The organism is Natrialba taiwanensis DSM 12281, from assembly GCF_000337595.1.
Classification (GTDB): domain Archaea; phylum Halobacteriota; class Halobacteria; order Halobacteriales; family Natrialbaceae; genus Natrialba; species Natrialba taiwanensis.
Window position 1 is genome coordinate 100,828 of the sequence record NZ_AOIL01000032.1, and the last position, 23,962, is coordinate 124,789.

Consider the following 23,962-nt stretch of genomic DNA (forward strand, 5'->3'; position numbering starts at 1 on the left):
GTCGTTCCATCAACAAGGACCATCACTGTTGGCAATACAGTCCGCTGTCCCGACATTGAATAGTGGGGACGGGGTACGGCGGATATGAACGACTCACTCACACCTCCTCCAGAAGCGTACGAACAACCGGTCTACGCCGTCTTTCGCGTTCTCGTCGGACTCCTCTTTTTCCAGCACGGCGCACAGAAACTGCTCGGACTGTTCGGCGGTGTCGACGGCAGCGGCGCTACTGCCTCGCTAACCAGCATGTACGGTGTCGCCGGCGTCGTCGAACTGCTCGGCGGCCTGCTCATCGCTCTCGGTGTCCTCACTCGAGTCGTCGCCATCGTGACGGCCGGACAGATGGCTGTCGCTCAGTATCTCCAACATCTCCCCGAGGGTCTCGTTCCAATCCAGAACGGCGGTGAACTCGGCTTGCTCTACATCGCAGCGTTTCTCGCCCTCATCGCGTACGGCAGCGGGCGGTACAGTCTCGACGCTCTCCTGTTCGATCGCGACTCCGCGACCGAGAGCAGGGTTTCCGTTAGCTCATAAACAACCGTCTGCCGGCTCGTTCGTGTCGCATACCCATGATCTCGGCCATCGGTGCGAACGCGGCCATCGCCGTTACGTCCTCGTCGACGTGGCGTTCGCACACGTCGGTAATCACCGGTTCGAGCGATTCGAGCACCGACTGTATCTCGGTGTGGCTGAACCGGCCGAGTCGCTGTGCCGCCCCGAGCAGTCCGGTAACGAACGAATACGCGTGCGCGAGGCAGGCCGACAGTTGCGAGAGATCGCGGGCCGCGGCGACAACGCCGAAGACGACCGGATAGTGCCCCGGCGTCGCGTCGCTGTCGATTGCGTCGGCGAACGGAGCCACGAGATCGCCGCCATCGGCGACCGACGACCCCGTTTCGGCTGACGGATCCTCGCGCCCATCTGCAGTTGAACTAGTCGCGGTCGCCGGCCCGAAGAGTTCACAGAGCTTCGCCCCCGCCTTCGTCGAACTCTCGCGGAACTCGCGCGGCATCGTCACCGCGTGCAGGCGCTCGTCGACCGCGAACAGCCGCTCGATATCGCCCGCAGCAGCCGCAGCGTGGGCGTTCGCCAGCGCGACGGTTTCGCAGGGTCCGACCACGCGCCGGAGGTAGGCTGCGAGCAACGCTTGGAGGTCCTCGCCGTCTTCGAGCCGATCCTCGTTGAGATACTGCTCTACCCCGTAGGAGGCCGTGTACCCGCCGACCGGAAGAAACGAGTCCGAGAGCCGGAGTGCAGTCAGAAACGAACTGGGATCAGGCGTCATTCGTGTCAGTGTTCCCGTCGTGAACTCGTGTCGTGTCCGTAGTCATGGTCGTGGTCGTTCCCGGTGCCGTGCTGGTGGTCTCCAGTATGACTGTGCTGGTGATCGGTCTCGTGATCGTGACTGGTGTGGCCAAGCCCGCGCGTATGCTGGTGGCCTCCATCGTGAGTATGCTCGTGCTCATGCTTGCGTTCGCCGCCGTGAGCGTGACCGTCGTTTCCTTCTTCGCGGTCCGTCACGAACAGGTCGGCGTCGACCGTCGTCTTCCGGATGTCCGCATCGGAAGCAACATCGGTGATGACGCGCTCGATGATGTGCTGATCCGCCTCCAGCGGGACGTAGACTACTCCGTCTGTGACGGCAAGATCCCAGTGGTGGTTTCCGAGCCGATGCCCGAGTTCGATCGCCGTCGGTAGCGCCTCCGGAGTGGCTTCGGGAAGCGAAATCGCGATCGCCTCGCGGGGCTCGAACGCGACGACGATCATTCGGTCGTCTTCGATGAGCAGCACGTCTCCAGCCGACACTGCCGGAGCGTCGACGATGACGCCGAGTTCGGTCCCGTCGTCAGTCGTTGCCCGGAACCGCGATCGACGGCGATTCTCGGCGTCGATGACGACCCGTTCGAGGGTCCCGTTCTCCTCGTGGGTTGCACGAAGCGCCGCGAGTTCGTCGTCGGCGTGGACGTTGCCGACGATGGTGTCGATGCGCTCCATCAGTATCGCCGGTCGGCGGGTGCGCCGACGCCGAGTGTCCGGTGTCTGATTTCGTCCCACGCCTCGCGGAGGAGTTCGGTGACGTCCGCTTCCCGGTGGCCGAGGAGGCGAACAATTGCGCCGGCGTCCGCTGGCAGCCGCGACACGCCGGCCCGAACGCGCTCGTCGTCTCCAATCCGTTCGTGAAGGGCGTCGACGAGCGGTTCGAGGGCCGGCTGATGCGTATCGGCAACCGTTTCGGCGGCCTGCTCGGTCGCAGTCCCGTCTTCGCTCGGCGCGAAAACGTACAGCGACCCGACGACGCTGAACTCGCCGATACTGGCCGGATCCCGCGGGTCGCGCTCGGCCGGCCGAAGATCGACGGCGTCAGCGCAGACTAGGCGGCCGTCGTATTCGGCCTCGACGCGCGCGTGGTAGTGATCGAAGCCGAACGGTTCGTGATCGGTTAAGCCGTCCGGAACGAGCACGTCCGCAACGACGACCACCGCCTCGTCGGCGAGATCGATCGTCACCGTCTGGAGACAGCGGGCGTCTTCGTTGACAATCGTCGGTCCCGGGATGTACTCGAGGTAACCTCCCTCCGCCGCTCGGAGTGAGGCGTCGAGGTGGGCGTAGTTTGCCGCCATGCTGTGGACTTTCGTCGCACTCTGGGTCGTCACGTGCACACGAGCACCGGGGTGTGCGTCGATAGCCATTCGGTGGCGGTCCCCCTGTGCGACGCCGCCGGTTGGCTCCTGCGCGACCAGCGTTGTGAGCCCCGGTGCCGGATCGGTGTCGAGGGTGCCGGTCAGATGATACGGCACCGTCACGCGGTCCCGAATTAGCCGCGTCGGCCCGTCGCCAGCGCGGGCGACCGTCGCCTCGAGCAGGCCGTTCTTTCCCGGCCCGCCGGCGGGTGCCTGCGCGAGGGATTCGTCGGCATAGTCCTCGAACGCCGGGGGGAGCCGCGCCGAGTCGACCGTCCCCACGCTCGACCCGCCTACGCTCACGCGAACAACACCTCCCGCTCGACGTGCTCGAGCACCGCATCGACCCCCTCCCCGTCCTTGCAGTTCGTGAAGACGAACGGGTCCTCACCCCGGACCGCTGCGGCGTCCTCGTCGATCACGTCCAGATCGGCATCGACGTGGGGCGCAAGATCCGTCTTATTGACGACCAGCAGATCGGCCTGCGTGACGCCCGGTCCACGCTTTCGCGGAATGTCCTCTCCCTCTGCAACCGAGATAACGAACAGGAAGTAATCGGCCAGTTCCGGATTGAAGGTCGCAGCCAGGTTGTCGCCGCCGCTCTCGATCAGCACCACGTCCAACTCCGGATGGCGCTCGGTGAACTCGTCGATCGTCGCGAGGTTCATCGACGGGTCCTCGCGGATACCCGTGTGCGGGCAGGCGCCGGTTTCGACGCCCTCGACGAGTTCGTCCGGGATCAGTCCGTCGAAGGACTCCCGGAACACGTCGGCGTCCTCCTGGGTCATGATGTCGTTGGCGATGACGCCGACCTCGTAGTCGCGCTCGACGAGTTCAGGGACGAGCCGGCGAACCATCGCAGTTTTACCCGAGCCGACGGGGCCACCGAGTCCGACTTTTGCGACATCGCGGTAGCCCATCAGCGTACCTCCCGTGGCGTGTCAGTGCCACCGGTTTCTGGCGTCTCTCGGTCACTTGCACTGCGCTCATCGGCTGGCTCCCGTTTTTCGCCCGGTCGCGGACTGTCCATCTCGAGTTGCTCCGGACTATCGGCCCGAATCGGATCGTGAACGGTGACGAGCTTGGTGCCGTCCGGGAAGACCGGTTCGACCTGAATCATATCGATCAGCTCGGGAACGCCGTCCATGACGTCCTCGCGTGTGAGCAGTCGGGCCGCCTCAGTGCGAATCTGTGAGACGGACTTGCCGTCGCGGGCGGCCTCGCAGGCCCAGTCCGAAATGTAGGCGACCGACTCCGGATGGTTGAGCTTCACGCCGCGGTCCTTGCGCCGCCGGGCGAGTTCGGCAGCCATGAAGACCGTCAGACGCTCCATCTCCTTCGGCGAGAGGTTCATCGGCGACGACGCACCTCCGCCTGGGTCGGCGACTGAACTCGTCGAGTCGCGGGCTCCGATCGTGTTGCGGGTTCCGGTCGTGTCGCGGGGACTGGTTGCGTCGTCGATGCGGTCGTGATCGTCGTCGGTGCCGGTGTAATCGTCGGTGTCAGTGTGTGGGTGGCAATCATTGATTCAGAGAAGGTACCGCTGTGCGAGGGGAATTTCCTCGGCGGGGTCGCAGGTGACGTGTTCGCCGTCGACCGCTACTTCGAAGGTCTGGGCGTCGATGTCGATGTCGTCGGGGCAGCGGTCGTTGTGAAGCATGTCCGATTTCTCGACGGAACGTGTACCGCTAACGGGCCGGACCGGCGTTTTGAGATCATACGTGTCGCCGACGTCGTTCTCGTATGCAGCCTCGCTCACGAAGGTGAGTGAGAGGCCGTGTTTCGCTCGCCCCTGTGCGCCGGCGCGTTCGCGGCCCACGACGGGTTCGCAGGTCATCAACGAGCCGTTGGCTTCGCCCATCTGGGACCAGACCGGGAAGCCGCCCTTGATCACGGTCTCGGGTTTGATGCCGAAGAAGGCCGGATCCCACAGGGTAATGTCCGCCAGTTTGCCCGGTTCGAGCGAGCCGACGTAGTCGTTGATCCCCGCGGTAATCGCGGGATTGATCGTGTACTTGGCGACGTACCGTTTGATGCGAGCGTTGTCGGCGTCGGTCCCTTCGTCCGCCTCGAGCGCACCCCGCTGTGCCTTCATCTTATGAGCGGTCTGCCAGGTACGACAGATCAGTTCGCCCATCCGACCCATCGCCTGGGAGTCCGTCGTCATCATCGAAATCGCGCCGGTGTCGTGGAGCACGTCCTCCGCGCCGATCGTCTCCGCGCGAATGCGCGATTCGGCGAAGGCGACGTCTTCGGGAACGTCGGGATTGAGGTGATGACAGACCATCACCATGTCCAGGTGTTCGTCGAACGTGTTCTCGGTGTAGGGCATCGAGGGGTTCGTCGACGACGGGAGCATGTGCTCGTGGCCGATCAATTCGAGCACGTCGGGCGCGTGGCCGCCGCCAGCCCCCTCGATGTGGAACGTATGAATCGCGCGGCCGTCGATCGCTGCGAAGGTATCTTCGACGAACCCCGACTCGTTTAACGTGTCCGTGTGGATACAGACCTGCACGTCTTCCTCGTCGGCGACCTCGAGACAGGTGTCAATCGCGGCGGGGGTCGACCCCCAATCCTCGTGGAGTTTGAGCCCGGCCGCACCGGCCTCGATCTGTTCGAAGAGTGCCTCGGGCTCGCTACTGTTCCCTTTTCCGTAGAAGCCGACGTTGACCGGCCAGTCCTCGGCGGCCTGCAGAAACCGCTGCACGTTTTGCGGCCCGGGCGTACAGGTCGTCGCGCCGCCGCCGAAGCCTCCGCCGAGCATGGTCGTAATTCCCGACGCGAGCGCGTGCTCGACCAGTTGCGGGCTGTTGAAGTGAACGTGGATGTCGAGTGCCCCCGGCGTCGCAATCAACCCGTCCGCCGGGATCGTGTCCGTGCTCGGACCGATCACCATGTCGACGCCGTCCATCGTATCGGGGTTGCCGGCCTTCCCGACGCCGGCGATTTCCCCGTTTCGGACGCCGATGTCGCCCTTTCGAACGCCCAGTACGGGATCGATGATCACGACGTTCGTAAACGCCCAGTCGAGGGCCCCCTCGGCTTGCGTCGTACCCGATTGCATCCCCATCCCGTCGCGCATCGTCTTCCCGCCGCCGAAGACCGCCTCCTCGCCGGGGACGGCGTGATCGGTTTCGATCTCCGCCAACAGGTTCGTATCGCCAAGCCGAACTCGATCGCCTTCGGTCGGTCCGAACAGTTCCGTGTACTCCGCCCGCGGGAGTTCTCGACTCATGGTGTATCCTTCACGGACAGATATCCCCGTTTTCGGGCGCGCTCGAGCGCCGTTGCTTTCACGTCCTCGTCGTCGAGTTCACCGTCGACCAGGCCGCCCATGCCGCGGACGATTCGACCACCGCCGATGTCGACGAGGTCGACGTCGCGTTCGCAGCCCGGTTCGAATCTGATGGCCGTACCCGCCGGGATGTCGAGTCGCATTCCGTAGGCGGTCTCGCGGTCGAACGCGAGACCTGGGTTGACCTCGAAGAAGTGAAAGTGCGAGCCGACCTGGACGGGTCGGTCGCCGGTATTTTCGACCGTAACGGTCGCCGTCGGCCGCCCGTCGTTTATCAGTACCGGCTCGTCGGCCGGAAGTATCTCGCCCGGGACGAACGCGGTCATTCGCTGATCACTCCGGTCCCGTGTTCCCACCGGATGACGAGCCGTCGTTTAGTATCGACCATTATAGCGCGTAGTATCGGGACAATCAACGTAAGTATTCCTGTGATCGACAATACTTGCGCAGTAAACCGTTGATTTGGATGAATAATAGGGACCGTCGCTCCGGCGTCGGACAACCGCGTGTCGATCCACGGCTCTCACTTCGCTTTCACAACACGGTCTACTAGCGACTACCGTGATAGCGTGCCCTTTTCGAGCCACACCGTGAGCGCGCAACGCGACCTGATCGAGAATATGCCTATCGTTATCTATTAGACGGTATAGTAGACATTCACCGATTATACTAGGAGGGGAAATGAGACACTGTCTGGTTAGTCACCCCTCTGATGCAGGATAGAATTTGTAGTATCTGTAGGGAATCCTTTTATATTAGGCCGGGATTCGCAGCGTGTAGACGATGTTTGGACGTTCATTGCCAGTTTCCGTGGTAGCGTTCCCTGCTGTACAACTATTGGGTGGCGGAACCGGCAGGGGTGACCGCGAGTGACTCGGCGCTCGATCTCCCGGCGCTCAGCACTCGCTGGCGGTGTCGCCAGCGGACTGGCCGCGATCGGCGGCTGCCTTTCCGAGGGTGGGATTCTCAACGGCTCGGGCGGCTCCGACGGGCCGATGATCGGCGTTCTCGAGGACCGCTCGGGCGAGTTCGCGCTCAACGGGACGGCCAAGTGGCAGGCGTCGCTTCTCGCCGTCGAAGAACTCAACGCAGACGGTGGTGTCCTCGGCGAAGAACTCGACGTGTACGATCCCGATCCGCAGTCGGATAACCAGCGCTATCAGGAACTCACACGTGAAGCCCTCAATCGCGAGGGCGTCGACGCGCTCTGGGCGGGCTACTCGAGCGCGACCCGCGAAGCGATCCGCCCGATCATCAACGAGGAAGAGCAACTGTACTTCTATACCACCCAGTACGAGGGCGGCGTCTGTGATCGGACCACCTTCGCGATGGGTGCCACCGCTCGCCAGCAACTCGGCGCGGTGATCCCGTACATGATCGAGGAGTACGGCCCCCGAATCTACACCATCGCCGCCGACTACAACTTCGGACAGATCTCGGGCGACTGGGTCCGACTGCTCGCCGACGAACACGACGCCGAGGTCGTCGGCGAAGAGTTCATCCCGCTCGGCGAGACGGATTTCGGGTCGACGATCAACGCAATCCAGGGCGAGGACCCCGACTTCATCGCCTCGATGCTCGTCGGCGACGGTCACGCCAATTTCTACGAACAGCGTGCCGACAACGAACTGGACGTTCCGATGGCCTCGTCGACGACGATGGCCCAGGGGTACGAACATCGACGGCTCGACCCGCCGGCACTCGAGGATATGTACGTCGGCGTCAATTACATGGAGGAACTCGAGACCGACCGCAACGCGGCGTTCGTCGACGCCTTCTACGAGCAATTCCCCGACGCCGACTACCTCAACCAGGAAGCGCAGAACAACTACTTCTCGATCCACATGTGGGCCGAGGCCGTCGAGGCAGCTGGCACCTTCGACCAGGAGGCCGTCATCGCCGAACTCGAGGACGGCATCGAAGTCGAAGCGCCGGAAGGCGATGTTGAACTCGATCCCGAAACACATCACATGACTCATCATATGCGGATCGGTCGCGCCGACGGGGAGCACGAGGTTACGTTCAGTGACGAACAGTACATCGAACCGTCGTTCCTCCACGAGGTGGGCTGTAATCTGCCCGATGACCCGGAACAGACCCAGTACGAACCGGACGAGTTCTACGACGAGATCTAGTATGAACGGCTACGAACTACTGAACGTCACGTTCCAGTTCCTCGAGAGTTTCGCGTTTATCGTTCTGGCGACCGTCGGGTTGGCCGTCATTTTCGGGATGATGGGCATCATCAATCTCGCTCACGGTGAGTTCATCCTCGTGGGTGCGTACGCGACGACGTTGTCCGCCCATCAGGGGCTCCCGCTCCCGGCCGCGATGCTCGTCGGGGTCGTGGCGACGACGATCTTCGGGATCGTTCTCGAGCGAACGATTATTCGCCGTCTCTACGGCCGGTTGCTCGACTCGATGGTTGCCACATTCGGGATTAGCCTCGTATTAGTGCAACTGACCCGGATACTGTTCGGGAACTCGATCGATCAGGTCTCGACGCCGTTCGGCGCGATCAGTTACGGTTCCTATTCGTACTCGCTCTACCGCGTGCTGTTAGCGGGGGCTGCGATCGCAACGCTGCTCGGGCTCTATCTCCTATTCACGCGAACGGCGTTCGGAATTCGCGCACGAGCGACGATTCAGGACGAAGAAACGGCACGGAGCATGGGCGTCGATACCGATCGGATGTACATGTCGACGTTTGCGATCGGCTCTGCGCTGGCCGGGCTGACGGGGGCGCTGTACGCCCCGGCGAGAGCGAGTCCGACACCGGAGTTCGGCTCGGAGTTCCTGGTCGATGCGTTCGTCGCGGTCGTCGTCGGCGGGCCCTCCGTACTGGTCGGTACGCCGCTTGCCGGCGGGTTTCTCGGCCTGATCGAGGCGTTTTTCACCTTTCAGTGGACGCAGTTCATCGGCACCGTTGCGATGCTCGTCGCCGCAATCGTCATGATTCGGTTGTTACCCGACGGATTTAGCGGACTCGTCGAGTCCGTTCGCACCTCATGGAGGGAGTCAGAATGAGTTCGGAGCCGAACTCGTCGCTGCTCGAGCGCGTTCGATCCCCGTTCGAGGGACCGAATACGCTCGGGAACTCGAACGGCTTCTGGCTGACCTTCGGCGTTGGCGTCGTCTCGCTAGCGCTGTATCCGGTTCTGTTCGGTACGTATGCAGCCGGGGAGCGGGCGGTGTTTCTCGTGTATGCACTCTTGGGCGTGAGTCTGTGTTTCGTCTGGGGGTTCTGCGGAATTCTCAGCTTCGGCCAGGTAGCGTTCTTCGGCGTCAGCGGGTACACCTTCGGTATCGTCGGACTCAACGTCTCCTCGTACACGGGCGTCACGCTCGGGATCGTCGCCGGCATCGCCGTCGCCACGCTGTTTGCGGCCGCACTGGGCTACTTCATGTTTTACGGCGGCGTTCGCGACGTCTACGTGACGATTATCACGCTCGTCGTCGCTCTCGTGTTGAAAACGTTCATGGACCAGACGGCCGGCGGCGAGTGGGCCGTCGGCGAGGCCGAACTCGGCGGGTTCAACGGGATGCGCAACATTCCGAACCTGGCCATCGGAGTCGGCGATATCGGAATCGAAGTCAGCAGAGCGATGCACTACTACGTCGCACTCGCCGCGTTAATCGGCGTCTATCTCGGCCTGCGCGTTCTCGTCAACGGTCGGTTCGGATACGCGATGGTCGCGACACTCGAGGACGAAACCCGAACCGAGATGTTCGGGTACAACACGACGTTCATCAAGCTCGTGACGTTTACGCTCGGCGGAGCACTTGCCGGACTCAGCGGTGTCCTGTACGTAACCTGGGGGAACTACATCAATCCACAACAGTTCGCGATTACAGCTGCCTCGATGCCGGTCATCTGGGCCAGTATCGGCGGTCGCGACTCGATCGCCGGCACGATCGCCGCAGCAATCGTCCTCCAGTGGATCGAACTCCAACTCAGTGGCGAGTGGGCGCTCGTCATCGTCGGTTCACTGCTGGTATTTGTCATCCTCGTCATGCCGGAGGGGATCGCACCGCGGCTTCGGACCTTCGTCCTCGACCGGCAATCGTCGTCCGAGCCAACGACGACGCCTGCGACAACTGAGGAGGTGACGGACTAATGGCTGCGAGCGATCCGACCGTCAAGACCACCCGGGCCGTCGACGAGACGGGCGAGCGATCCTCGCGAATCCTCCAGACTCGCGACCTCCACAAGGAGTTCGGCGGCCTCACCGCGACCGACACGGTCGATTTCGCCGTCGAGGAAGGCGAATTGCGCTGTCTGATCGGCCCGAACGGGGCCGGCAAGAGCACCGTTCTCAACCTGATTACCGGCCAACTCGAACCGACCGCGGGATCGATCTACTATGACGGGATCGACATCACATCGCTTCCCTCTCACGAACGCGTCGATCGCGGCATCAGCATGAAGTTCCAGGTTCCGACTCTCTACGAGGACCTGACCGCCCGCCAGAACCTGCGGATTCCACTCCAGCGCATCGTCGATGCCGCCGAGTTCGAAACGCGAACTCGCGAACTTCTGGCGCAGTTCGATCTGCTGGCCGAGATCGACGAGACGCCGGCGACCCTCTCGCACGGCCAGCAACAGCGCCTCGAGATCGCTATGGCGATGGCTCTCGAGCCGACCCTCATGTTGCTCGATGAGCCGGTTGCCGGGCTCTCGGTCGAGGAAACGGCCGAGGTTGCAGAGCTGTTACGAACGATTCGAGCCCAGGAGGGGGTCGCGTTCATCGTCATCGAACACGATATCGACTTCGTCGAGACGATCGCGGATCGCGTTACCGTGCTCGATCAGGGCAGTATCTTCACCGAAGGGACGATCGAAGAGGTCAAAACCGATCCGGCAGTCCGGCGGATCTATCTGGGGGAGGAGACGTAATGCTCGACCTCACCGACGTACACGTTTCGTACGGCACGACTCCGATCCTCCACGATATCGATATTACCGTCGATCCTGGCGAGATCATCGGCATCATGGGCAAGAATGGCGTCGGCAAGACGACGCTCATCAAAGCCGTCATGGGACTGCTCGAAGTCGATGCGGGAACGATTACGTTCGACGGCGACGATGTGACGTCGACCGGTGCGGCTGTCCGTGCTCGCCGCGGGATGGGGTACATTCCACAAGGAAGAGACGTCTTTCCCGAACTGACCGTCGAGGAGAATCTCAGAATGGGTGAGACGATACACGCTGCCGACGATCGTCTCCAGTATGAGGCCGTCTACGACTTCTTCCCGATTCTCGAGGAGCGACAGTCCCAGACTGCGGGGACGCTGAGCGGCGGCCAACAGCAACTGCTCGCGATCGGCCGCGCACTGATCGGGAACCCCAAACTGCTGGTCCTCGACGAACCGTCCGAAGGCGTTCAACCATCGATCGTTCAGGACATCACTCGCGATCTGCAGCGGGTCAACGAAGAACTCGAGACGACGATCATCTTCGTCGAACAAAACCTCCACGTCGTCCAACATCTCGCCGAACGCTGTTACGCCATCGACAAGGGTACGATCGTCGATGAACTCGGTTCCGATCGTCTCGAATCGCGTGAAGCCGTCACGGAGTATCTGGCGGTCTAGCAGGCGCAGCGATTGTCTGCCCTCCACGCCGACGTGGAAGCACCGATTCGCTCACGTTCGGTATTGCAACCGCGAATCGTGTTCATGACGGCTGCTCGAAGTCGATTCTGCGGTCAGTCGTTCGATGCGGTCCGATTGTGGTCGAAAACGTTGCGCAATCGTCCGGAGGCCGCTCCGATACCGAGGCCCGCGGCGAACGAGAGGAGACTCGGAAGGAGTACCCAGACGAGATTCGGGTGTTGTGAACCGGTATGCAGTACTGTATCGATCATCCAGATATATACTGTCGGATGATGGCCCTTAATGACTTGATGACGGCCATATTTACCCTGTCTCCAATAAAAATACAATACTCGTCCGATATCGTGCGTGATTAGCGACGGTTACGACAACAGTTCGAAGAGCGTTCGCTCGAACAGCGCGTTCAGCGGCTTTCGCCGCCGGGAAATCGGCGGTATTTCACCGGAAACCCGGTGTGAACCCCAACACCTTGTCGTCCGCGCCTCGCCGTGACTCGGTTTACCCCCTGGAGATCTCTCGCCGCCGTTTCAGCGCTACCCTCGGTATCGCGTCTCCGTCAGTAGCGTCAGGATTTATATCGCTCAAGAAGAATACGGTACTTATTCATGACGTTCTACGACCGGCAGTTTATGGAGGGTACCCGCGGCACGCAAGCCGTCGACTGGGAACAACGCATCGATACCCGGCGGCTCCGCGAGGAACGCAAAGCGAAGGCGCTCGATCGATTGCAGGACACTGAACTCGGCGCGATGTTGCTCGTCTCGGACCCGAACATTCGGTACGTCACGGGGCTCGCGATGACCGGCGGCAGTGGCGCGGACCATTACACGCTGCTGACCGAGAACGGCGATATCGTCCACTGGGACACCGCGGATCACGCGAGTAACCAGCGATTCAACTGTCCCTGGCTCCATGACATCCGCTATGCCTGCCCGGGCCTCGGGAACGTGCCGCGAGCCTCCGGGAGCGCCTCCGCCCGCGAGTTCTTGCGCTCGAAAATGGCCGAGACCGTCTCCGAGGCGATGGACGACTACGGCGTCGCCGACGAGACGCTCGGGATCGATATCGGCAACGGAAGCCTGGTTTCGGCGTTCGAGGACCGCGGTGTCTCCGTCGATGTCTCCACTGCGCAGGCGGTGATGGAAGACGCTCGGAAAACCAAGACCGACGACGAGATCGAGTGTTTGCGGATGGTCGCCGCGATCTGTGAGGCGGGCTTTCAGACGATTACGGACACTGCGAAGCCGGGGATGCGCGAGACGGAGGTCTGGGGCGAAGCCGTTCGTGAACTCTGGCGTCACGGCGCGTTCGTCGGCGGCGGCTACGTCACGTCAGGGCCGAACACGTGGCCCAAACATCAGGCGAACACCACCGACCGGATGATCCGCCCCGGTGACCTCGTCTATGCCGACTTCTACAACATCGGCTACCTCGGCTACCGGTCGTGTTACTATCGGACCTTCTCGATGGGCGAGCCGACGCAGGCCCAGCAGGAGGCCTACGAGAAAGCGCGGAACGATCTCTACGATGTGCTCGAGCGCATCGAACCCGGGGCAACGACCGACGAGATCTGCCAGGGATTCCCGGACGAGGAGGGCGAACACATGGATTGGTACGACGCCGACGAGTTCTGGCAGATGACGACGAATCACTGGGCGCACGGCCTCGGATTACAGCTCTACGAGGTGCCGTTGATCTGGCGTGGTCTCTCGCCCGACCATCCGATCGAGATCGAGGAAGGGATGACGATGGCTGTCGAGACGATGCAACCGGCCGACAGACAGGGTGTTCGGGTCGAGGAAATGGTTGTCGTCCGTGAGAACGGCGTCGAAATCCTGAGCCAGTGGCCCGTCGAGGAGATTACGGTGATCGATCACTGACGGGGCCGGCGAACGGCTCTTTGTAGCGGCGCTGACTGGTGGGTTCCATCGAGTTGCAGACGAGCGGCCATCCTCTCGCGTTCGGAACGCGTCTCTCGATCCACGACCTTGTATTGCAGTTTCCACCCGGTCGCTGAACCCATCAGATGATCATTCTTATGTATTACCGGACAAATTCGGATTTGTGAGTAATTCTGGAATCGGGCGGCGGACCGTCCTTATCGCCGTTTCCGGGGGATACGGTGCGCTCGCGGGATGTTCGAGCGGCGACGTATCGGAGTCTGCCGAAAGCGCCAGTCGGTCCGGATACGGAACGGCGTACGGACAGGGGTACGGCACTACATAATATGGGGGAGCAAACGCCGCGTCTCGGACTCGGGACGTACGAAGCGGGGGAATCGTGGGATCACACCGATACGGTCGAGGCGGTCGACGAGCAGGCGATCGTGCGCGGTCCGATCGCCGACCGCCCGGCGACGGGCGAGTACGACGACGAACTCTTCCACGCGACCGACCAGGGGATCACCTGGCGCTGGGACGCCGCGAGCGATGACTGGGTCTATTTCAGCGGCCAGGGGTGTTCGGAACAGCCAGTTCCGGGAACGAGTCACTTCGAGGCGGCGACCGTCGTTCACGCCCGGACCGAGGAAACCCCCGTGTGGAACGTCGAGGCACACGGGATCGAGGGGGACGGAACCACCGACGTCGGACAGGCCGTCCACGAACTCCTCGAGACGGTCGCCCGGGCCGGCGGCGGGATCGTGTACTTCCCGCCCGGTCGATATCTCTTCGAGCGGACGCCACTGATCGGCGACGATACGATCCTCCTCGGTGCGGGTCGCTCGACCGTCTTCGAGGGACCGCGTCCCGACGGTACCGAGGGTCGAGCGCTTCTCTCTAACCAGGGCTACGATGCAACTGGCTACAACGGTGCGTCGAACTGGGGCGTTTGCAACGTTCGCATCGACGCCCCGGAGTCGACCGGGATCATGCCCGCTCACGCGGCAAACGTCAGAGTGGAGAATATCTACGGCGACGCGATCTACTATCACCACATCGATATCGTCTCCTCGAAAAACGTCGTCGTAGACGGCTACTGGGCGACCCGCGGCGGCGAGGGCGACTCGAACGCGCCGGTGCAGTTCGACAGCCAACAGTCGGGAACCGGCTGGAATAGCGTCTGGACCGGTAGCGACGATGAACTCGTCGAAGATGACGATACGCCGTCCAGAAATTGTACGCTCACGAACTTCGAGATCGACCCGAAAAATAGCCCCGAGTACGGGATTCACCTGCATCGGGGGGTAAACGAATCGATTACGATCACAGACGGCTATCTCACGGGGTGTCAGTACACGGCGATCAGAGCCGATCCCGGCGAGGAAGTCGAGAACCTGACCATCGACGACGTTTCCTGTATCGACAATGCAAGAGGAATCACGCTGGGTCACAGCAAGAGCGGACGGCGCGACCTGACGATCAGTAACACTACGATCAGAACTGATGATGATGAGGTAGCTGGCGGATCTGGGCTGTACGCAAGTGGGTTTGACGGAGCCGCGATATCGAACCTCACCGTCGACGGTCCGTTCACGAACGCGATCATTTTCGACGACATGGACGACCTGAAGATGAGCACCGTGACTGCAACCGGCGCGGACGACCAGGCGTTCCGGTTCCGGGAAAACGTCGATGTCACCCTCACAACCGCTCGCGCAGCGAATTGTGGCAGTACTGCCGTCTATGCTGGGGATGGAAGCAGTGTTTCCTACGGCGGTGTCACGTTCGACGACGTGGGACGGCGGGTCGAGGTCGATGCGGCTGGGGAACTTCGGGAATGGGCCACCTCGTGAGTATCTGAACCCTGTAACCAGCCCAAATTTCACCTATCTATCTTTTTAGCACTTCTGCTGGTGATCATCTATTGTATGATTTGTGAGATCGTTACGTGTTATAGTAGAGTGTAAATAGTACAAGATTATATCTAGCACTCGACCAACTATCCGCCCACGAGTTGTGGTAGCGGTCAGCTCACATCTTGAATGTATGAACTCATTTTCCGATCGAGTTCCGGTAGATAAGTCAAAAATAGCCGATCTCAATCGAAAGAGCGCCGTTAAACAGCCGTAACACGGGAGGAATACGATATCTTACTATCCTCTCTTGGTTGATTGATGTGGAAACACAGCGGCCGGGTCTGAGACGTTCCGTTTGAACCGTATCCTGTTAGAAACTACTTGTCTATTGTATTGCAAATTTTGAGCAATATAGATTGGCATCTTTCTTAGCAAAATCATTACTAGTCAATTCTCGAGACGCCAACCTACTGCTTATTTGTACTACTAATTGATGGGTGTTACATCCAATTTGAGGCCGCTCGATTAGGAATGAGTTCGTAATGGAGAACCGTAGCCCGGTCACCAGTTGCGTGGTTCTGAATCAGGCGTGTTCCGAACGGTTAGGGACGTTCCCTGTGGTTGACGAGGACTGCACCTTGAGATGGGAGTGCTGAACAACAGGTGGAACACAACCATCTTGAACGGCAGATGTATAGTAGTAATAATTCGGACCATGGTGGGTCGATAACAATTATTCCTCGGCACGATCGCGCGGTTACACGCGACTCGCACCGAGGATACTGACAGTACAGACAGGGGGATTACAACTGTACGAGTGTAAAAAGATCCAGTTGATATCTACGAGCGCAGAATTGGCTTGGTAAGCGTTCAGCATCGTTGAACAGGAAATCCGATCACGGATGTCAGATAGCGGGGAACCCGAGTTCAGTAGTGCGAGTAGCGAAGTTCGATCACGTTCGCCGCCTTCTTGACCGCCGCGACGAGTTCGTCGAACCGATCGTGGTCGTCCAGGTGATTCTTCGGTCCAGATACCGATACCGAACTGATGACCTCATCCGATTGCCGATCTACGATCGGGGCGGCGATCGTGAGCACGCCGTGTCTTCGATCCTGATCCTCCACGGAGTAGCCGCGTTCGCGGATGTCCTCGAGTTCTGTAACGAGTTCGTCGGCGTCCGTGATGGTGTGCTCGTTCGCACGCGGCAACCCGTGGGTGTCGATGATCGACTCGACGCGGCTCGTCGGGTAGTGGGCCAACATCGCCTTTCCGAGGGCCGTCCAGTGCATGTGCGCGTACTCTCCGATCGGGGCGTTGTCGTGGATCGCCTCCGGCCCCTCCGACTTGTAGAGGAGCACTCGAAGGCCGTTCTCTTCGATACCGAGGTTTGCCACCTCGCCGGTTTCGGACGCGAGTTTGTCTACTTCCGGCCGCGCGACTTCGTACAGCCGCGATCGATTCCTGTGCTCGCCGCCGTACTCCAGAAACCGGTAGCTCAACGCGTACTCGCCGTCGTCCTGGACGACGAAGCCCTGCTTCCGTAGCGTCTGTAGGTAGATGTGAATCGTGCTTTTGGGGATCTCGAGTGCCGTCGCCAGCTCGGAGACTCCGATCGTCCCCGATCGTCTGAGTTGTTCGAGGATGGTGAAGGCTTTCTCGACCGATCCGAGCGTGTTGTTCGCCGTCGATTCGGATGCGTTGTCGAACATATCTCCGTCATCGACTCGCACGCCTTTAACGATGCCTCTCGACGAGGAGCGCGACGGTGTTTTGGGCATTCGAATCGGGACCTCGCCTTTGCCGTCAATCGTCGGCTCGCGGTGTCGCTCAGACGAGATTCGTGAGGGTCTCCGTGTCGCCGGTTTCGGACAGTTCCGTTACGTTTCCGGCGACGATATCGGCTAGCCGATCCCAGTGTTTCGGACTGTGGCCGGCGTTGTGCGGGGTGATGATGACGTTCTCGAAGTCCCACAGCGGGTGATCCGCGGGCAGCGGCTCGGGGTCGGTCACGTCGAGTGCGGCCCCGTCGATCTGATTCGTCCGAATCGCGGACACGAGCGCGTCGGTGTCGACGATCTTTCCGCGACCGACATTGATCAGCTTCGCGTCCGGCGGTAGCGTCTCGAACTCGGCGCTTGCGAGCAATCCGCGCGTCGTCTCCGTCAGCGGCGCGGCGACGATCAGGTATTCGGTTCGCGCCAGCGCGTCGTGTACGGCCTCTCGGTCGAATCCGACGACTTCGTCCGTCGGGCCGCCCTTCTCGGGCGTGTATCGAATGCCGATCGTTTCAACGTCGAATCCGGAGAGTCGTTCGACGACGGCCGTCCCGATCGCGCCGAGCCCGACGACGGTGACCGTACTTCCCATCAGTTCGTGGCCCTGATAGTGGCGCCATTCGTGGCGATTCTGCCGCCGTCGCCCCTCCTGTAGCCGCCGCGAGAAGGTCAGTACGTATCCGACGACCTGCTCCGCGATATTCGGCGCGTGGATCCCGGAGGCGTTGGTGACGGCGACGTCCATCTCGCGCAGGGTATCGAGCGGCAGATGGTTGTAGCCCGCGGCGATACCCGCGAACAGTTCGAGATTTTCCGCCCGCTCTAGCAGCGACTCGTCGATGTCGACGCCGGAGACGACGGTGGCGTGTTCGATGTATTCGCGCTCTTCGGCCGGCGTCCGGGCGAGCAGCACGTCGTGATCCGGGAGTTGTTCGTCGAGCAGGTCGGCGTACTCGCGCGCTGGCAGTCCGTGCGTGTCGGAGCGTAGGACGAGAACGTCCGGTGTATCGTTGCTCATAGTAGACTCCGCCGCCGGGAGATCGAGTGTACCCCGCGACAGCGTCCTACCAAACTTGCGGTGGGGTTATTAATTCTGGCCAATCGGCACGTGCTGTGAGCGATCGGTCCGCTATAATTGATTATGATCTAATCCAAATGTTTATTGGAGTCGATACTGCATGTGCCTGTATGGCAAGCCAGATGCCGAGACGCCAGTTTGTCGTAACTGCTGGTAGCGTCGGGGCTGCAGGCTCAGCCGGCTGCCTCAGCGATATCGTCGACAGATCGACTGGCGCGGGAAATACCAACGAGTACTGGGAGTACTTCCACTCGCAATCGGAAGTCGCCGCGGAGTTGATGGAAACGTCCGTCGAGGAGTTCCAGCGCGAGCAGGATGCGCAACTCGAGATGAACTGGTCGACCTGGGACGACATCAACGGCGGCAAGTGGAAGAACAACATCCAGAACGGCAATCGGCCGCTTCTCTACGACTCGACGAACTCGCTCACCGGGCAGTTCATCGAACCCGGCTGGGTCAAGCCCGTCAGCGAGTACAGGGACAGGCTCGACGACGAGGCACTCGAGAACGTCGAGTGGGCGCTGGAGATGGCCCGGAGTTGCTATCGCGGATTCGACGAGGAGTTGTACGAAATTCCGATCGGTCTCGAGGTCGGGGCACCGTTCATCGCCCGGGCGGATCACTTCGAAGCGGCCGGTCTCTCGATCGAGGACGATTTTCCCCCCGAGAATTACGAGCACCTCGTCCAGGTGGCGACGCAACTTCAGGAGGAGGGGCCGGGCGAGTACGGGTTCCAGATCTACGGCGAGCACGGAGACGTTACCGACGAGGCGCTCGTGACGTGGACCGCCTCCAAGGGCGGATACGACGGGATGTACCTCGACGAAGAGTGGTCGGATGTCAACTACGATAATGACATCTGGAAGGAGGCGACCGAACAGTATGTCGACCTCTACCGGGAACACGGACTCTCCTCCGAGAAGGCGGCGACGGCATCGAACGAGGGTGCCGCCCAGATGCTGATTCAGGGAGAGGTGAGTATGTACCAGGGGAGCACGAAGGGTTTCGGGCAGTTCATGAGCCGCGCGGAGGAGATGATCAGAGACGGAACCATCGTATTCGGTCCGTCCTGGGAGGGCGATGCGGGCAATCGTGGCGACTTCTTCACACAGTGTGTCGCGCTCATGCGAAAGCCCGACGGCGTCTCGGAAGACGCCTGGCAAGAGCGCGAGGAGATGGCGATCCAGTGGATCAACAAACTGCTCTCGGCGGACTTTCAGGCGGCGGTGCCGAAGTCACTGGCGACGCTCCCGGTTCGAAGGGACGTGTGGCCGGATCTCGAAGACGACGAGGCGCTCTCCCGGAGTAATTACATCTCGACGCTCGAGACGACCGTCGAGGGAATGGAACACGGCTGGTCGAGCCACCCCAAGATGAACGCAATCCAGTACAATATCGCCGGTCCGCGGTTCCAAGAGGCTATCCGTGGGAAGATCAGCGCCGAAGAGGCTTGCACTCGAGCTGCCGAAGAAATACGTAACCAGGTGGATCTCTGAAATGTCGACACGACGTCTCTTCGACATCGATGGGAGAACCGAACGCTACCGATCGGTTCTCAGAGAGAACTGGTTCACCTATCTGTTGATCATGCCGGTGTTGCTGTTCCTGATCGTGCTCATGTGGCTTCCCTTCCTGCAGGGTATCTACATGAGCTTCAACGAGTGGCCCTTCGGCGGCGACCCGACGTGGATCGGGGCAGCGAATTACGAGTTCTTGCTGAACTGGGAACCGTTCTACACGTCCCTGAAGGCGACCGCGATCTTCTCGCTGACGACGGTGTTCCAGCTGGGTGTCGCACTCGCAGCGGCGCTCGCCGTGCGGGAACTTCGCCGCGGGAAGAGCTTCGTCAGTGCGGCGTTTCTGCTCTCCTACACGATGCCGCCGCTGGTCATCGGGACCATCTGGGCGTATCTGCTCGAACCGGACTTCGGGCCCGTCTTCGGCTATCTCACCGAGTTGAACGTTCTCGGGGAGACGATCTACTGGGGGAGCAGCGGTCCCATGTCGCTCGCGGTCGTGATGTTCGTGACGACCTGGACCTTCTGGCCGTTCATGTTTCTCATCATCTCGGCCAGCCTCGAGAGCATCCCGGAGGAGCTGTACGAGAGTGCCCGTATGTACGGTGCAGGGCCGATCCAGACGTTCCTTCGCGTGACGCTCCCCCAGCTGAAAAGCGCCATCCTGGTCGCACTGAGTATCCGAATCATCTGGAACATGACGAAGATTTCGCAGGTGCTCCAGCTTACGAACGGCGGGCCGGGATACGATACGTCCATCCTGGCGGTGTTACTGTACCAGTTCGCCTACGAGCGAGGGCAGATGGGCGTCTCGTACGCTATTGGGATCGTCTTGCTCGTGATGACCCTCGGCTTCGTCTTCGTGTTCATTCGCGAGTTCGAGCGCGCGAGTGAGGGGGCGGGAGCATGAGCACGACCGGCTACGACGCGACCGGCGTGACGCTGAAAGCGACTGCATACGGCGTCGTCGCGTTTCTCGTGCTCGCGAACCTCGTTCCGTTTCTGTTCATCCTCTCGGTGTCGTTCATGCCGCCGAGCGAGTTCTTTACCGATCCGCACCTCGTGCCGTACGAGCCGACGCTAGAAGCGTGGACGAGCGGGTTCGAGGAACTACGGGGCAATCTCGTCAACAGCTTCCTGATCGGTGCGGGCACCGCGTTGCTGGCGCTGGCCATCACGATCCCCGGTGCCTACGCGTTCGCCCGGAAGGAGTTCTACGGGAAAACAGCCGGGTTCTACGCGATCATCTCGGCGATGATGTTCCCCTACATTCTCCTGGTCATTCCGATCATGGACCTCTGGACTGCATTGGGAGTGTACAACACAATCTTCGGAATGATTCTGGCGTACCAGGTGTTCGTCACCCCGTTTTCCATCTGGATTCTCCGGGATTTCTTCGAAAACCTCCCGACGGACATCGAGGAGGCCGCACAGGTGTACGGATGTACGCAGTTCACCGCATTCGTTCGCGTTATTCTGCCGCTGGCGGCACCCGGGATCGTCGCCGTCGGGTTCCTCGCGTTTCTCACGGGATGGAACGATTTCCTCTTCGCCAATCTCTTGACCACCGGCACGGGGCCGGTTCCAGCCGTGCCTGTACTGTACGGTACCATCGGCGGCGGGTCGGGTGAACGCGTCTACTGGGGGAAGCTGATGGCCGAAACGCTCATCATCGGTACTCCACCGACGATCATCTACCTGGTCGCGCGCAACTACCTGGAAAGTGCGTTCAGCGTATGAGTCGAGAACCCATGAAACAGACAGAAGACACCAGTTCGGATACCGAACCGAAGCAATCAGGAGCATCGAGTGGTAACCAGAACGCCGTCGACGCGAGCGTCTCGGGCAACCGGATTCGTCTCGACGGCGTTCGAAAGACGTTCAACGAGGGATCGGTCGTCGCCTGTGACGACGTGAACATCGAAATCGACGAGGGCGAGTTCGTCGTGCTCGTCGGTCCCTCCGGCTGCGGCAAGACGACGACGCTCCGGTGTATCGCCGGGCTCGAGGAGCCGGACCGGGGGTCAATCACCGTCGACGGCGAGGATATTACTGGGTTAAAATCCAAAGATCGAAACCTCGCGTTCGTCTTCCAGAGTATCGCGCTGTTCCCGCACATGAGCGTCCGAAAGAACATCCGCTTCGGACTGGACATGAACACCGACCTCTCGAGCGAGGAGAAGCGACGCCGCGTCGAGGATGTCGCGGAGACGCTCGGGCTTTCCGAAGCCCTCGACCGGAAGCCCTCAGCGCTGTCGGGCGGCCAACAGCAACGCGTCTCGCTCGGACGTGCGATGGTGATGGAGCCTGCGGCGTTCCTGCTCGACGAGCCGTTCTCGGCACTGGATGCGAACCTTCGCGACCACATGCGCGTCGAGGTCAAGAAGATTCAGCGGGAGTTGCACACGGCGATGATCTTCGTGACCCACGACCAGGAGGAGGCGATGACGCTGGGAGACAAGATCGTCGTAATGAACAACGGATACGTACAGCAGATCGGCACGCCCTACGAGATTTACAACGAACCAGCGAACCGCTTCGTCGCCGGATTCATCGGTTCTCCGTCCCCCAATCTCGTCGAATGCACCGTCGAACGGACGGCCGATGGAATCGCGCTCGCGTCCGACTTCTACACGATTCCGGCCACGGAGACGCAAGCCGAACACCTCGAGTCGCTCGTCGGCGAAACGGTTATCTACGGAATTCGTCCGGAGTACCTGGATCTCGAGACCGACCGCGGCGCGTTCGTCGCCGACCTCGACGTCGTCGAACCGCTCGGCGATCGGGATGCCGTCCACCTGTCGGCCGGCAGTACCGATCTGTCGGCGGTCACGCCACAGGGCGAAATCGCGAGGGATACCGATCGAGTTCACGTCGACATCCAGACTGAGGAGGCGTGGTTGTTCGAGGAGGACGGGACGCGAATCGTCTAACCTTCCCGTGGAGTCACCAACGTTTAGGACACTGCCTCACGACTATCGACCTACCAACAATGTCACGATCTGATACAGCGTACGAAGCGGCGATTGCGGGGTCCGAGATCGCACACGAGCGCTTTCGCACCGACTTGGACATCGCGACCAAGAACTCGAAGATGGACTTCGTTACCGAAGCGGACACTGAGACGCAACATCGCGTTATCGAGGTCGTTCGCGACGCGTACCCGGATGCGACGATCGTCGGTGAGGAAGAGGACGAACTGAAGTCCGTTCCCGAGGACGGCAACGCCTGGGTAATCGATCCAATTGATGGGACGACGAACTTCGTCCGCGGCGTTCCGCTGTGGACGACGACGGTTGCCGCCGTCCGCGACCACGAAACCGTCGCGGCGGTGACCGTCGCCCCGGCGCTCGGCGAGACGTTCGTGGCGGATTCCACCGATGCAACGCTGAACGACGAGCCCATCTCCGTCAGCGATCAAGCGGATCTCGAGCGGTTCGTTGTCGCGCCGATCCTTCGATACGGATCCGAACGCGACCGGCAGTTCGGTACCCTCCTTCGGGAGTCGATACTCGAGTTCGGCGATCTGCGTCGATTCGGCTGCGCTCAAGTGACGCTTGCGATGGTTGCCCGCGGCACACTCGATGCAGCCGTGTCGCCTCAACCAGAGCCGAACCCGTGGGACACGATTGCCGGTATCGCGCTGGTCGAACGAGCCGGTGGAGTGGTAACCGATCTCGAGGGAAACCCGTGGAAGCCAGGTTGCGAGGGTCTCGTGGCATCGAACGGGAGCGTCCACGCCGAAATCGTCGAACGCGTGCGGGCTGCGGTAGCGTAAGCGAACGAAGGGTCGCTTGAGAGTTCAGCGCTCGTCGAGCCGGTGTCGCGCATTTATCGTCTCACCGGACCGCTATCGGATATTTCAGTACCGATACCACCACGTGCGGATCGCTGCCGCGCAGTTCTATAGTAGGAGTTAGAAATACCTACTCATTTTGGGAATGGAGAGTTGATCAAGAGCGGTATCGATCGCTGTTGTTAGCTCAGAAAGTGAGTCGAAGAATCGGTTGCTAAGAGCTGATTGCAACTGTCTCCAGCACTCTTCGACTGGATTAAGTTCCGGTGAATACGCTAGTAACGTGACGAAGGCGAGGTCGTCACGGGCCGCCAGGTCCGTGACGGCCGACGCCTGGTAATACGGCGCTCCATCCAACACGACGATCAAATTATCCTTGAACTCGTTGCATAACGCGAGAATGAAATGTTTCGCATGTTCGGCGGTCACGTACTCTTCGAACCGAGAGAAAAAGCGATCACCGTCCT

24 protein-coding genes are annotated in these 23,962 nt (G+C 61.0%); 14 read left to right on the plus strand and 10 right to left on the minus strand.

Annotation, left to right across the window (positions count from 1 at the left end; translation table 11 throughout):
• Nucleotides 1-84 precede the first annotated feature (84 nt).
• On the plus strand, nt 85-534 hold the full coding sequence (locus C484_RS09440) for a DoxX family protein (protein ID WP_006825707.1): 450 nt from the start codon (nt 85-87) through the stop codon (nt 532-534).
• Here C484_RS09440 and C484_RS09445 read toward each other — a convergent pair.
• The 7 genes from C484_RS09445 to C484_RS09475 form a co-directional block, all read right to left on the minus strand.
• Nucleotides 524-1,285, minus strand: coding sequence for an urease accessory protein UreF (locus C484_RS09445; protein WP_006825708.1), 762 nt, complete (start codon nt 1,283-1,285; stop codon nt 524-526). The genes C484_RS09440 and C484_RS09445 overlap by 11 nt on opposite strands.
• 5 nt (nt 1,286-1,290) lie before the next feature.
• A complete protein-coding gene (ureE, locus tag C484_RS09450; protein WP_006825709.1) occupies nt 1,291-1,995 on the minus strand; it encodes an urease accessory protein UreE in 705 nt (234 codons plus the stop codon).
• Nucleotides 1,995-2,963, minus strand: a complete 969-nt coding sequence (locus tag C484_RS09455) for an urease accessory protein UreD (protein ID WP_006825710.1) — start codon at nt 2,961-2,963, stop codon at nt 1,995-1,997. Before C484_RS09455 ends, ureE begins: the two co-directional genes overlap by 1 nt.
• A 17-nt stretch (nt 2,964-2,980) precedes the next feature.
• Nucleotides 2,981-3,601 (minus strand): urease accessory protein UreG, encoded by a 621-nt coding sequence (ureG, locus tag C484_RS09460; RefSeq protein ID WP_006107204.1) that lies wholly within the window; start codon nt 3,599-3,601, stop codon nt 2,981-2,983.
• Nucleotides 3,601-4,035: an urease subunit gamma gene (locus C484_RS09465; protein WP_006825711.1), complete on the minus strand. Its 435-nt coding sequence runs from the start codon at nt 4,033-4,035 to the stop codon at nt 3,601-3,603. The genes ureG and C484_RS09465 overlap by 1 nt, the downstream gene beginning before the upstream one ends.
• 174 nt (nt 4,036-4,209) lie before the next feature.
• Nucleotides 4,210-5,916: an urease subunit alpha gene (gene ureC / locus C484_RS09470; RefSeq protein WP_006825712.1), complete on the minus strand. Its 1,707-nt coding sequence runs from the start codon at nt 5,914-5,916 to the stop codon at nt 4,210-4,212.
• Nucleotides 5,913-6,302 (minus strand): urease subunit beta, encoded by a 390-nt coding sequence (locus C484_RS09475; RefSeq protein WP_006825713.1) that lies wholly within the window; start codon nt 6,300-6,302, stop codon nt 5,913-5,915. The genes ureC and C484_RS09475 overlap by 4 nt, the downstream gene beginning before the upstream one ends.
• Before the next feature lie 543 nt (nt 6,303-6,845).
• On the opposite strand from C484_RS09475, the gene C484_RS09480 reads away from it, so the two are divergent.
• From C484_RS09480 to C484_RS09510, 8 genes are all read left to right on the plus strand, one after another.
• On the plus strand, nt 6,846-8,111 hold the full coding sequence (locus tag C484_RS09480) for an urea ABC transporter substrate-binding protein (protein ID WP_006825714.1): 1,266 nt from the start codon (nt 6,846-6,848) through the stop codon (nt 8,109-8,111).
• Between the two features lies 1 nt (nt 8,112).
• Nucleotides 8,113-9,003, plus strand: a complete 891-nt coding sequence (urtB, locus tag C484_RS09485) for an urea ABC transporter, permease protein UrtB (RefSeq protein WP_006825715.1) — start codon at nt 8,113-8,115, stop codon at nt 9,001-9,003.
• On the plus strand, nt 9,000-10,094 hold the full coding sequence (locus tag C484_RS09490; protein WP_006825716.1) for an ABC transporter permease subunit: 1,095 nt from the start codon (nt 9,000-9,002) through the stop codon (nt 10,092-10,094). The genes urtB and C484_RS09490 overlap by 4 nt, the downstream gene beginning before the upstream one ends.
• The gene (locus tag C484_RS09495) at nt 10,094-10,873 is read left to right on the plus strand and encodes an ABC transporter ATP-binding protein (protein ID WP_006825717.1); all 780 of its coding nucleotides are present in this window, start codon (nt 10,094-10,096) and stop codon (nt 10,871-10,873) included. The genes C484_RS09490 and C484_RS09495 overlap by 1 nt, the downstream gene beginning before the upstream one ends.
• Nucleotides 10,873-11,571: an ABC transporter ATP-binding protein gene (locus tag C484_RS09500; protein WP_006825718.1), complete on the plus strand. Its 699-nt coding sequence runs from the start codon at nt 10,873-10,875 to the stop codon at nt 11,569-11,571. The genes C484_RS09495 and C484_RS09500 overlap by 1 nt, the downstream gene beginning before the upstream one ends.
• A gap of 626 nt (nt 11,572-12,197) precedes the next feature.
• Nucleotides 12,198-13,472: a M24 family metallopeptidase gene (locus C484_RS09505; protein WP_006825719.1), complete on the plus strand. Its 1,275-nt coding sequence runs from the start codon at nt 12,198-12,200 to the stop codon at nt 13,470-13,472.
• A 184-nt stretch (nt 13,473-13,656) separates the two neighbouring features.
• A complete protein-coding gene (locus C484_RS23400; RefSeq protein WP_160164231.1) occupies nt 13,657-13,818 on the plus strand; it encodes a hypothetical protein in 162 nt (53 codons plus the stop codon).
• 1 nt (nt 13,819) lies between these two features.
• Nucleotides 13,820-15,325, plus strand: coding sequence for a glycosyl hydrolase family 28-related protein (locus C484_RS09510; RefSeq protein ID WP_006825720.1), 1,506 nt, complete (start codon nt 13,820-13,822; stop codon nt 15,323-15,325).
• Nucleotides 15,326-16,255: 930 nt separating this feature from the next.
• On the opposite strand, the gene C484_RS09515 is transcribed toward C484_RS09510, so the two are convergent.
• On the minus strand, nt 16,256-17,038 hold the full coding sequence (locus tag C484_RS09515) for an IclR family transcriptional regulator (RefSeq protein ID WP_006825721.1): 783 nt from the start codon (nt 17,036-17,038) through the stop codon (nt 16,256-16,258).
• Nucleotides 17,039-17,156: 118 nt separating this feature from the next.
• Nucleotides 17,157-18,122, minus strand: coding sequence for a D-2-hydroxyacid dehydrogenase (locus tag C484_RS09520; protein WP_006825722.1), 966 nt, complete (start codon nt 18,120-18,122; stop codon nt 17,157-17,159).
• A gap of 170 nt (nt 18,123-18,292) precedes the next feature.
• Between C484_RS09520 and C484_RS09525 the strand changes: the two genes are divergently transcribed.
• The 5 genes from C484_RS09525 to C484_RS09545 are packed head-to-tail and all read left to right on the plus strand — an operon-like array spanning nt 18,293 to nt 23,477.
• Nucleotides 18,293-19,678, plus strand: coding sequence for an ABC transporter substrate-binding protein (locus C484_RS09525; RefSeq protein WP_006825723.1), 1,386 nt, complete (start codon nt 18,293-18,295; stop codon nt 19,676-19,678).
• Between the two features lies 1 nt (nt 19,679).
• Nucleotides 19,680-20,609 carry a carbohydrate ABC transporter permease gene (locus tag C484_RS09530; protein WP_006825724.1) on the plus strand — a complete coding sequence of 310 codons (930 nt, stop codon included), beginning with the start codon at nt 19,680-19,682 and terminating at the stop codon, nt 20,607-20,609.
• Complete coding sequence (locus C484_RS09535; RefSeq protein WP_006825725.1) at nt 20,606-21,439, plus strand: carbohydrate ABC transporter permease; 834 nt, start codon at nt 20,606-20,608, stop codon at nt 21,437-21,439. The genes C484_RS09530 and C484_RS09535 overlap by 4 nt, the downstream gene beginning before the upstream one ends.
• Before the next feature lie 11 nt (nt 21,440-21,450).
• Nucleotides 21,451-22,632, plus strand: coding sequence for an ABC transporter ATP-binding protein (locus C484_RS09540; protein WP_006825726.1), 1,182 nt, complete (start codon nt 21,451-21,453; stop codon nt 22,630-22,632).
• A gap of 59 nt (nt 22,633-22,691) precedes the next feature.
• Nucleotides 22,692-23,477 carry an inositol monophosphatase family protein gene (locus C484_RS09545; protein WP_006825727.1) on the plus strand — a complete coding sequence of 262 codons (786 nt, stop codon included), beginning with the start codon at nt 22,692-22,694 and terminating at the stop codon, nt 23,475-23,477.
• A 138-nt stretch (nt 23,478-23,615) separates the two neighbouring features.
• Here C484_RS09545 and C484_RS09550 read toward each other — a convergent pair.
• Nucleotides 23,616-23,962: transposase (locus C484_RS09550; RefSeq protein ID WP_006825728.1), on the minus strand; the 347-nt coding region annotated here is incomplete at its 5' end.

Bases quoted from the DNA above. Each gene is read 5' to 3' on its own strand.
- C484_RS09475 (WP_006825713.1), bottom strand. From the start codon at position 6,302: ATGACCGCGTTCGTCCCGGGCGAGATACTTCCGGCCGACGAGCCGGTA.
- C484_RS09515 (WP_006825721.1), bottom strand. From the start codon at position 17,038: ATGTTCGACAACGCATCCGAATCGACGGCGAACAACACGCTCGGATCG.
- C484_RS09545 (WP_006825727.1), top strand. From the start codon at position 22,692: ATGTCACGATCTGATACAGCGTACGAAGCGGCGATTGCGGGGTCCGAG.
- C484_RS09510 (WP_006825720.1), top strand. From the start codon at position 13,820: ATGGGGGAGCAAACGCCGCGTCTCGGACTCGGGACGTACGAAGCGGGG.
- C484_RS09445 (WP_006825708.1), bottom strand. From the start codon at position 1,285: ATGACGCCTGATCCCAGTTCGTTTCTGACTGCACTCCGGCTCTCGGAC.
- C484_RS09520 (WP_006825722.1), bottom strand. From the start codon at position 18,122: ATGAGCAACGATACACCGGACGTTCTCGTCCTACGCTCCGACACGCAC.
- ureC (WP_006825712.1), bottom strand. From the start codon at position 5,916: ATGAGTCGAGAACTCCCGCGGGCGGAGTACACGGAACTGTTCGGACCG.
- C484_RS09535 (WP_006825725.1), top strand. From the start codon at position 20,606: ATGAGCACGACCGGCTACGACGCGACCGGCGTGACGCTGAAAGCGACT.
- urtB (WP_006825715.1), top strand. From the start codon at position 8,113: ATGAACGGCTACGAACTACTGAACGTCACGTTCCAGTTCCTCGAGAGT.
- C484_RS09500 (WP_006825718.1), top strand. From the start codon at position 10,873: ATGCTCGACCTCACCGACGTACACGTTTCGTACGGCACGACTCCGATC.
- ureG (WP_006107204.1), bottom strand. From the start codon at position 3,601: ATGGGCTACCGCGATGTCGCAAAAGTCGGACTCGGTGGCCCCGTCGGC.
- ureE (WP_006825709.1), bottom strand. From the start codon at position 1,995: ATGGAGCGCATCGACACCATCGTCGGCAACGTCCACGCCGACGACGAA.
- C484_RS09440 (WP_006825707.1), top strand. From the start codon at position 85: ATGAACGACTCACTCACACCTCCTCCAGAAGCGTACGAACAACCGGTC.
- C484_RS09505 (WP_006825719.1), top strand. From the start codon at position 12,198: ATGACGTTCTACGACCGGCAGTTTATGGAGGGTACCCGCGGCACGCAA.
- C484_RS09525 (WP_006825723.1), top strand. From the start codon at position 18,293: ATGGCAAGCCAGATGCCGAGACGCCAGTTTGTCGTAACTGCTGGTAGC.
- C484_RS09465 (WP_006825711.1), bottom strand. From the start codon at position 4,035: ATGAACCTCTCGCCGAAGGAGATGGAGCGTCTGACGGTCTTCATGGCT.
- C484_RS09490 (WP_006825716.1), top strand. From the start codon at position 9,000: ATGAGTTCGGAGCCGAACTCGTCGCTGCTCGAGCGCGTTCGATCCCCG.
- C484_RS09540 (WP_006825726.1), top strand. From the start codon at position 21,451: ATGAAACAGACAGAAGACACCAGTTCGGATACCGAACCGAAGCAATCA.
- C484_RS09530 (WP_006825724.1), top strand. From the start codon at position 19,680: ATGTCGACACGACGTCTCTTCGACATCGATGGGAGAACCGAACGCTAC.
- C484_RS09495 (WP_006825717.1), top strand. From the start codon at position 10,094: ATGGCTGCGAGCGATCCGACCGTCAAGACCACCCGGGCCGTCGACGAG.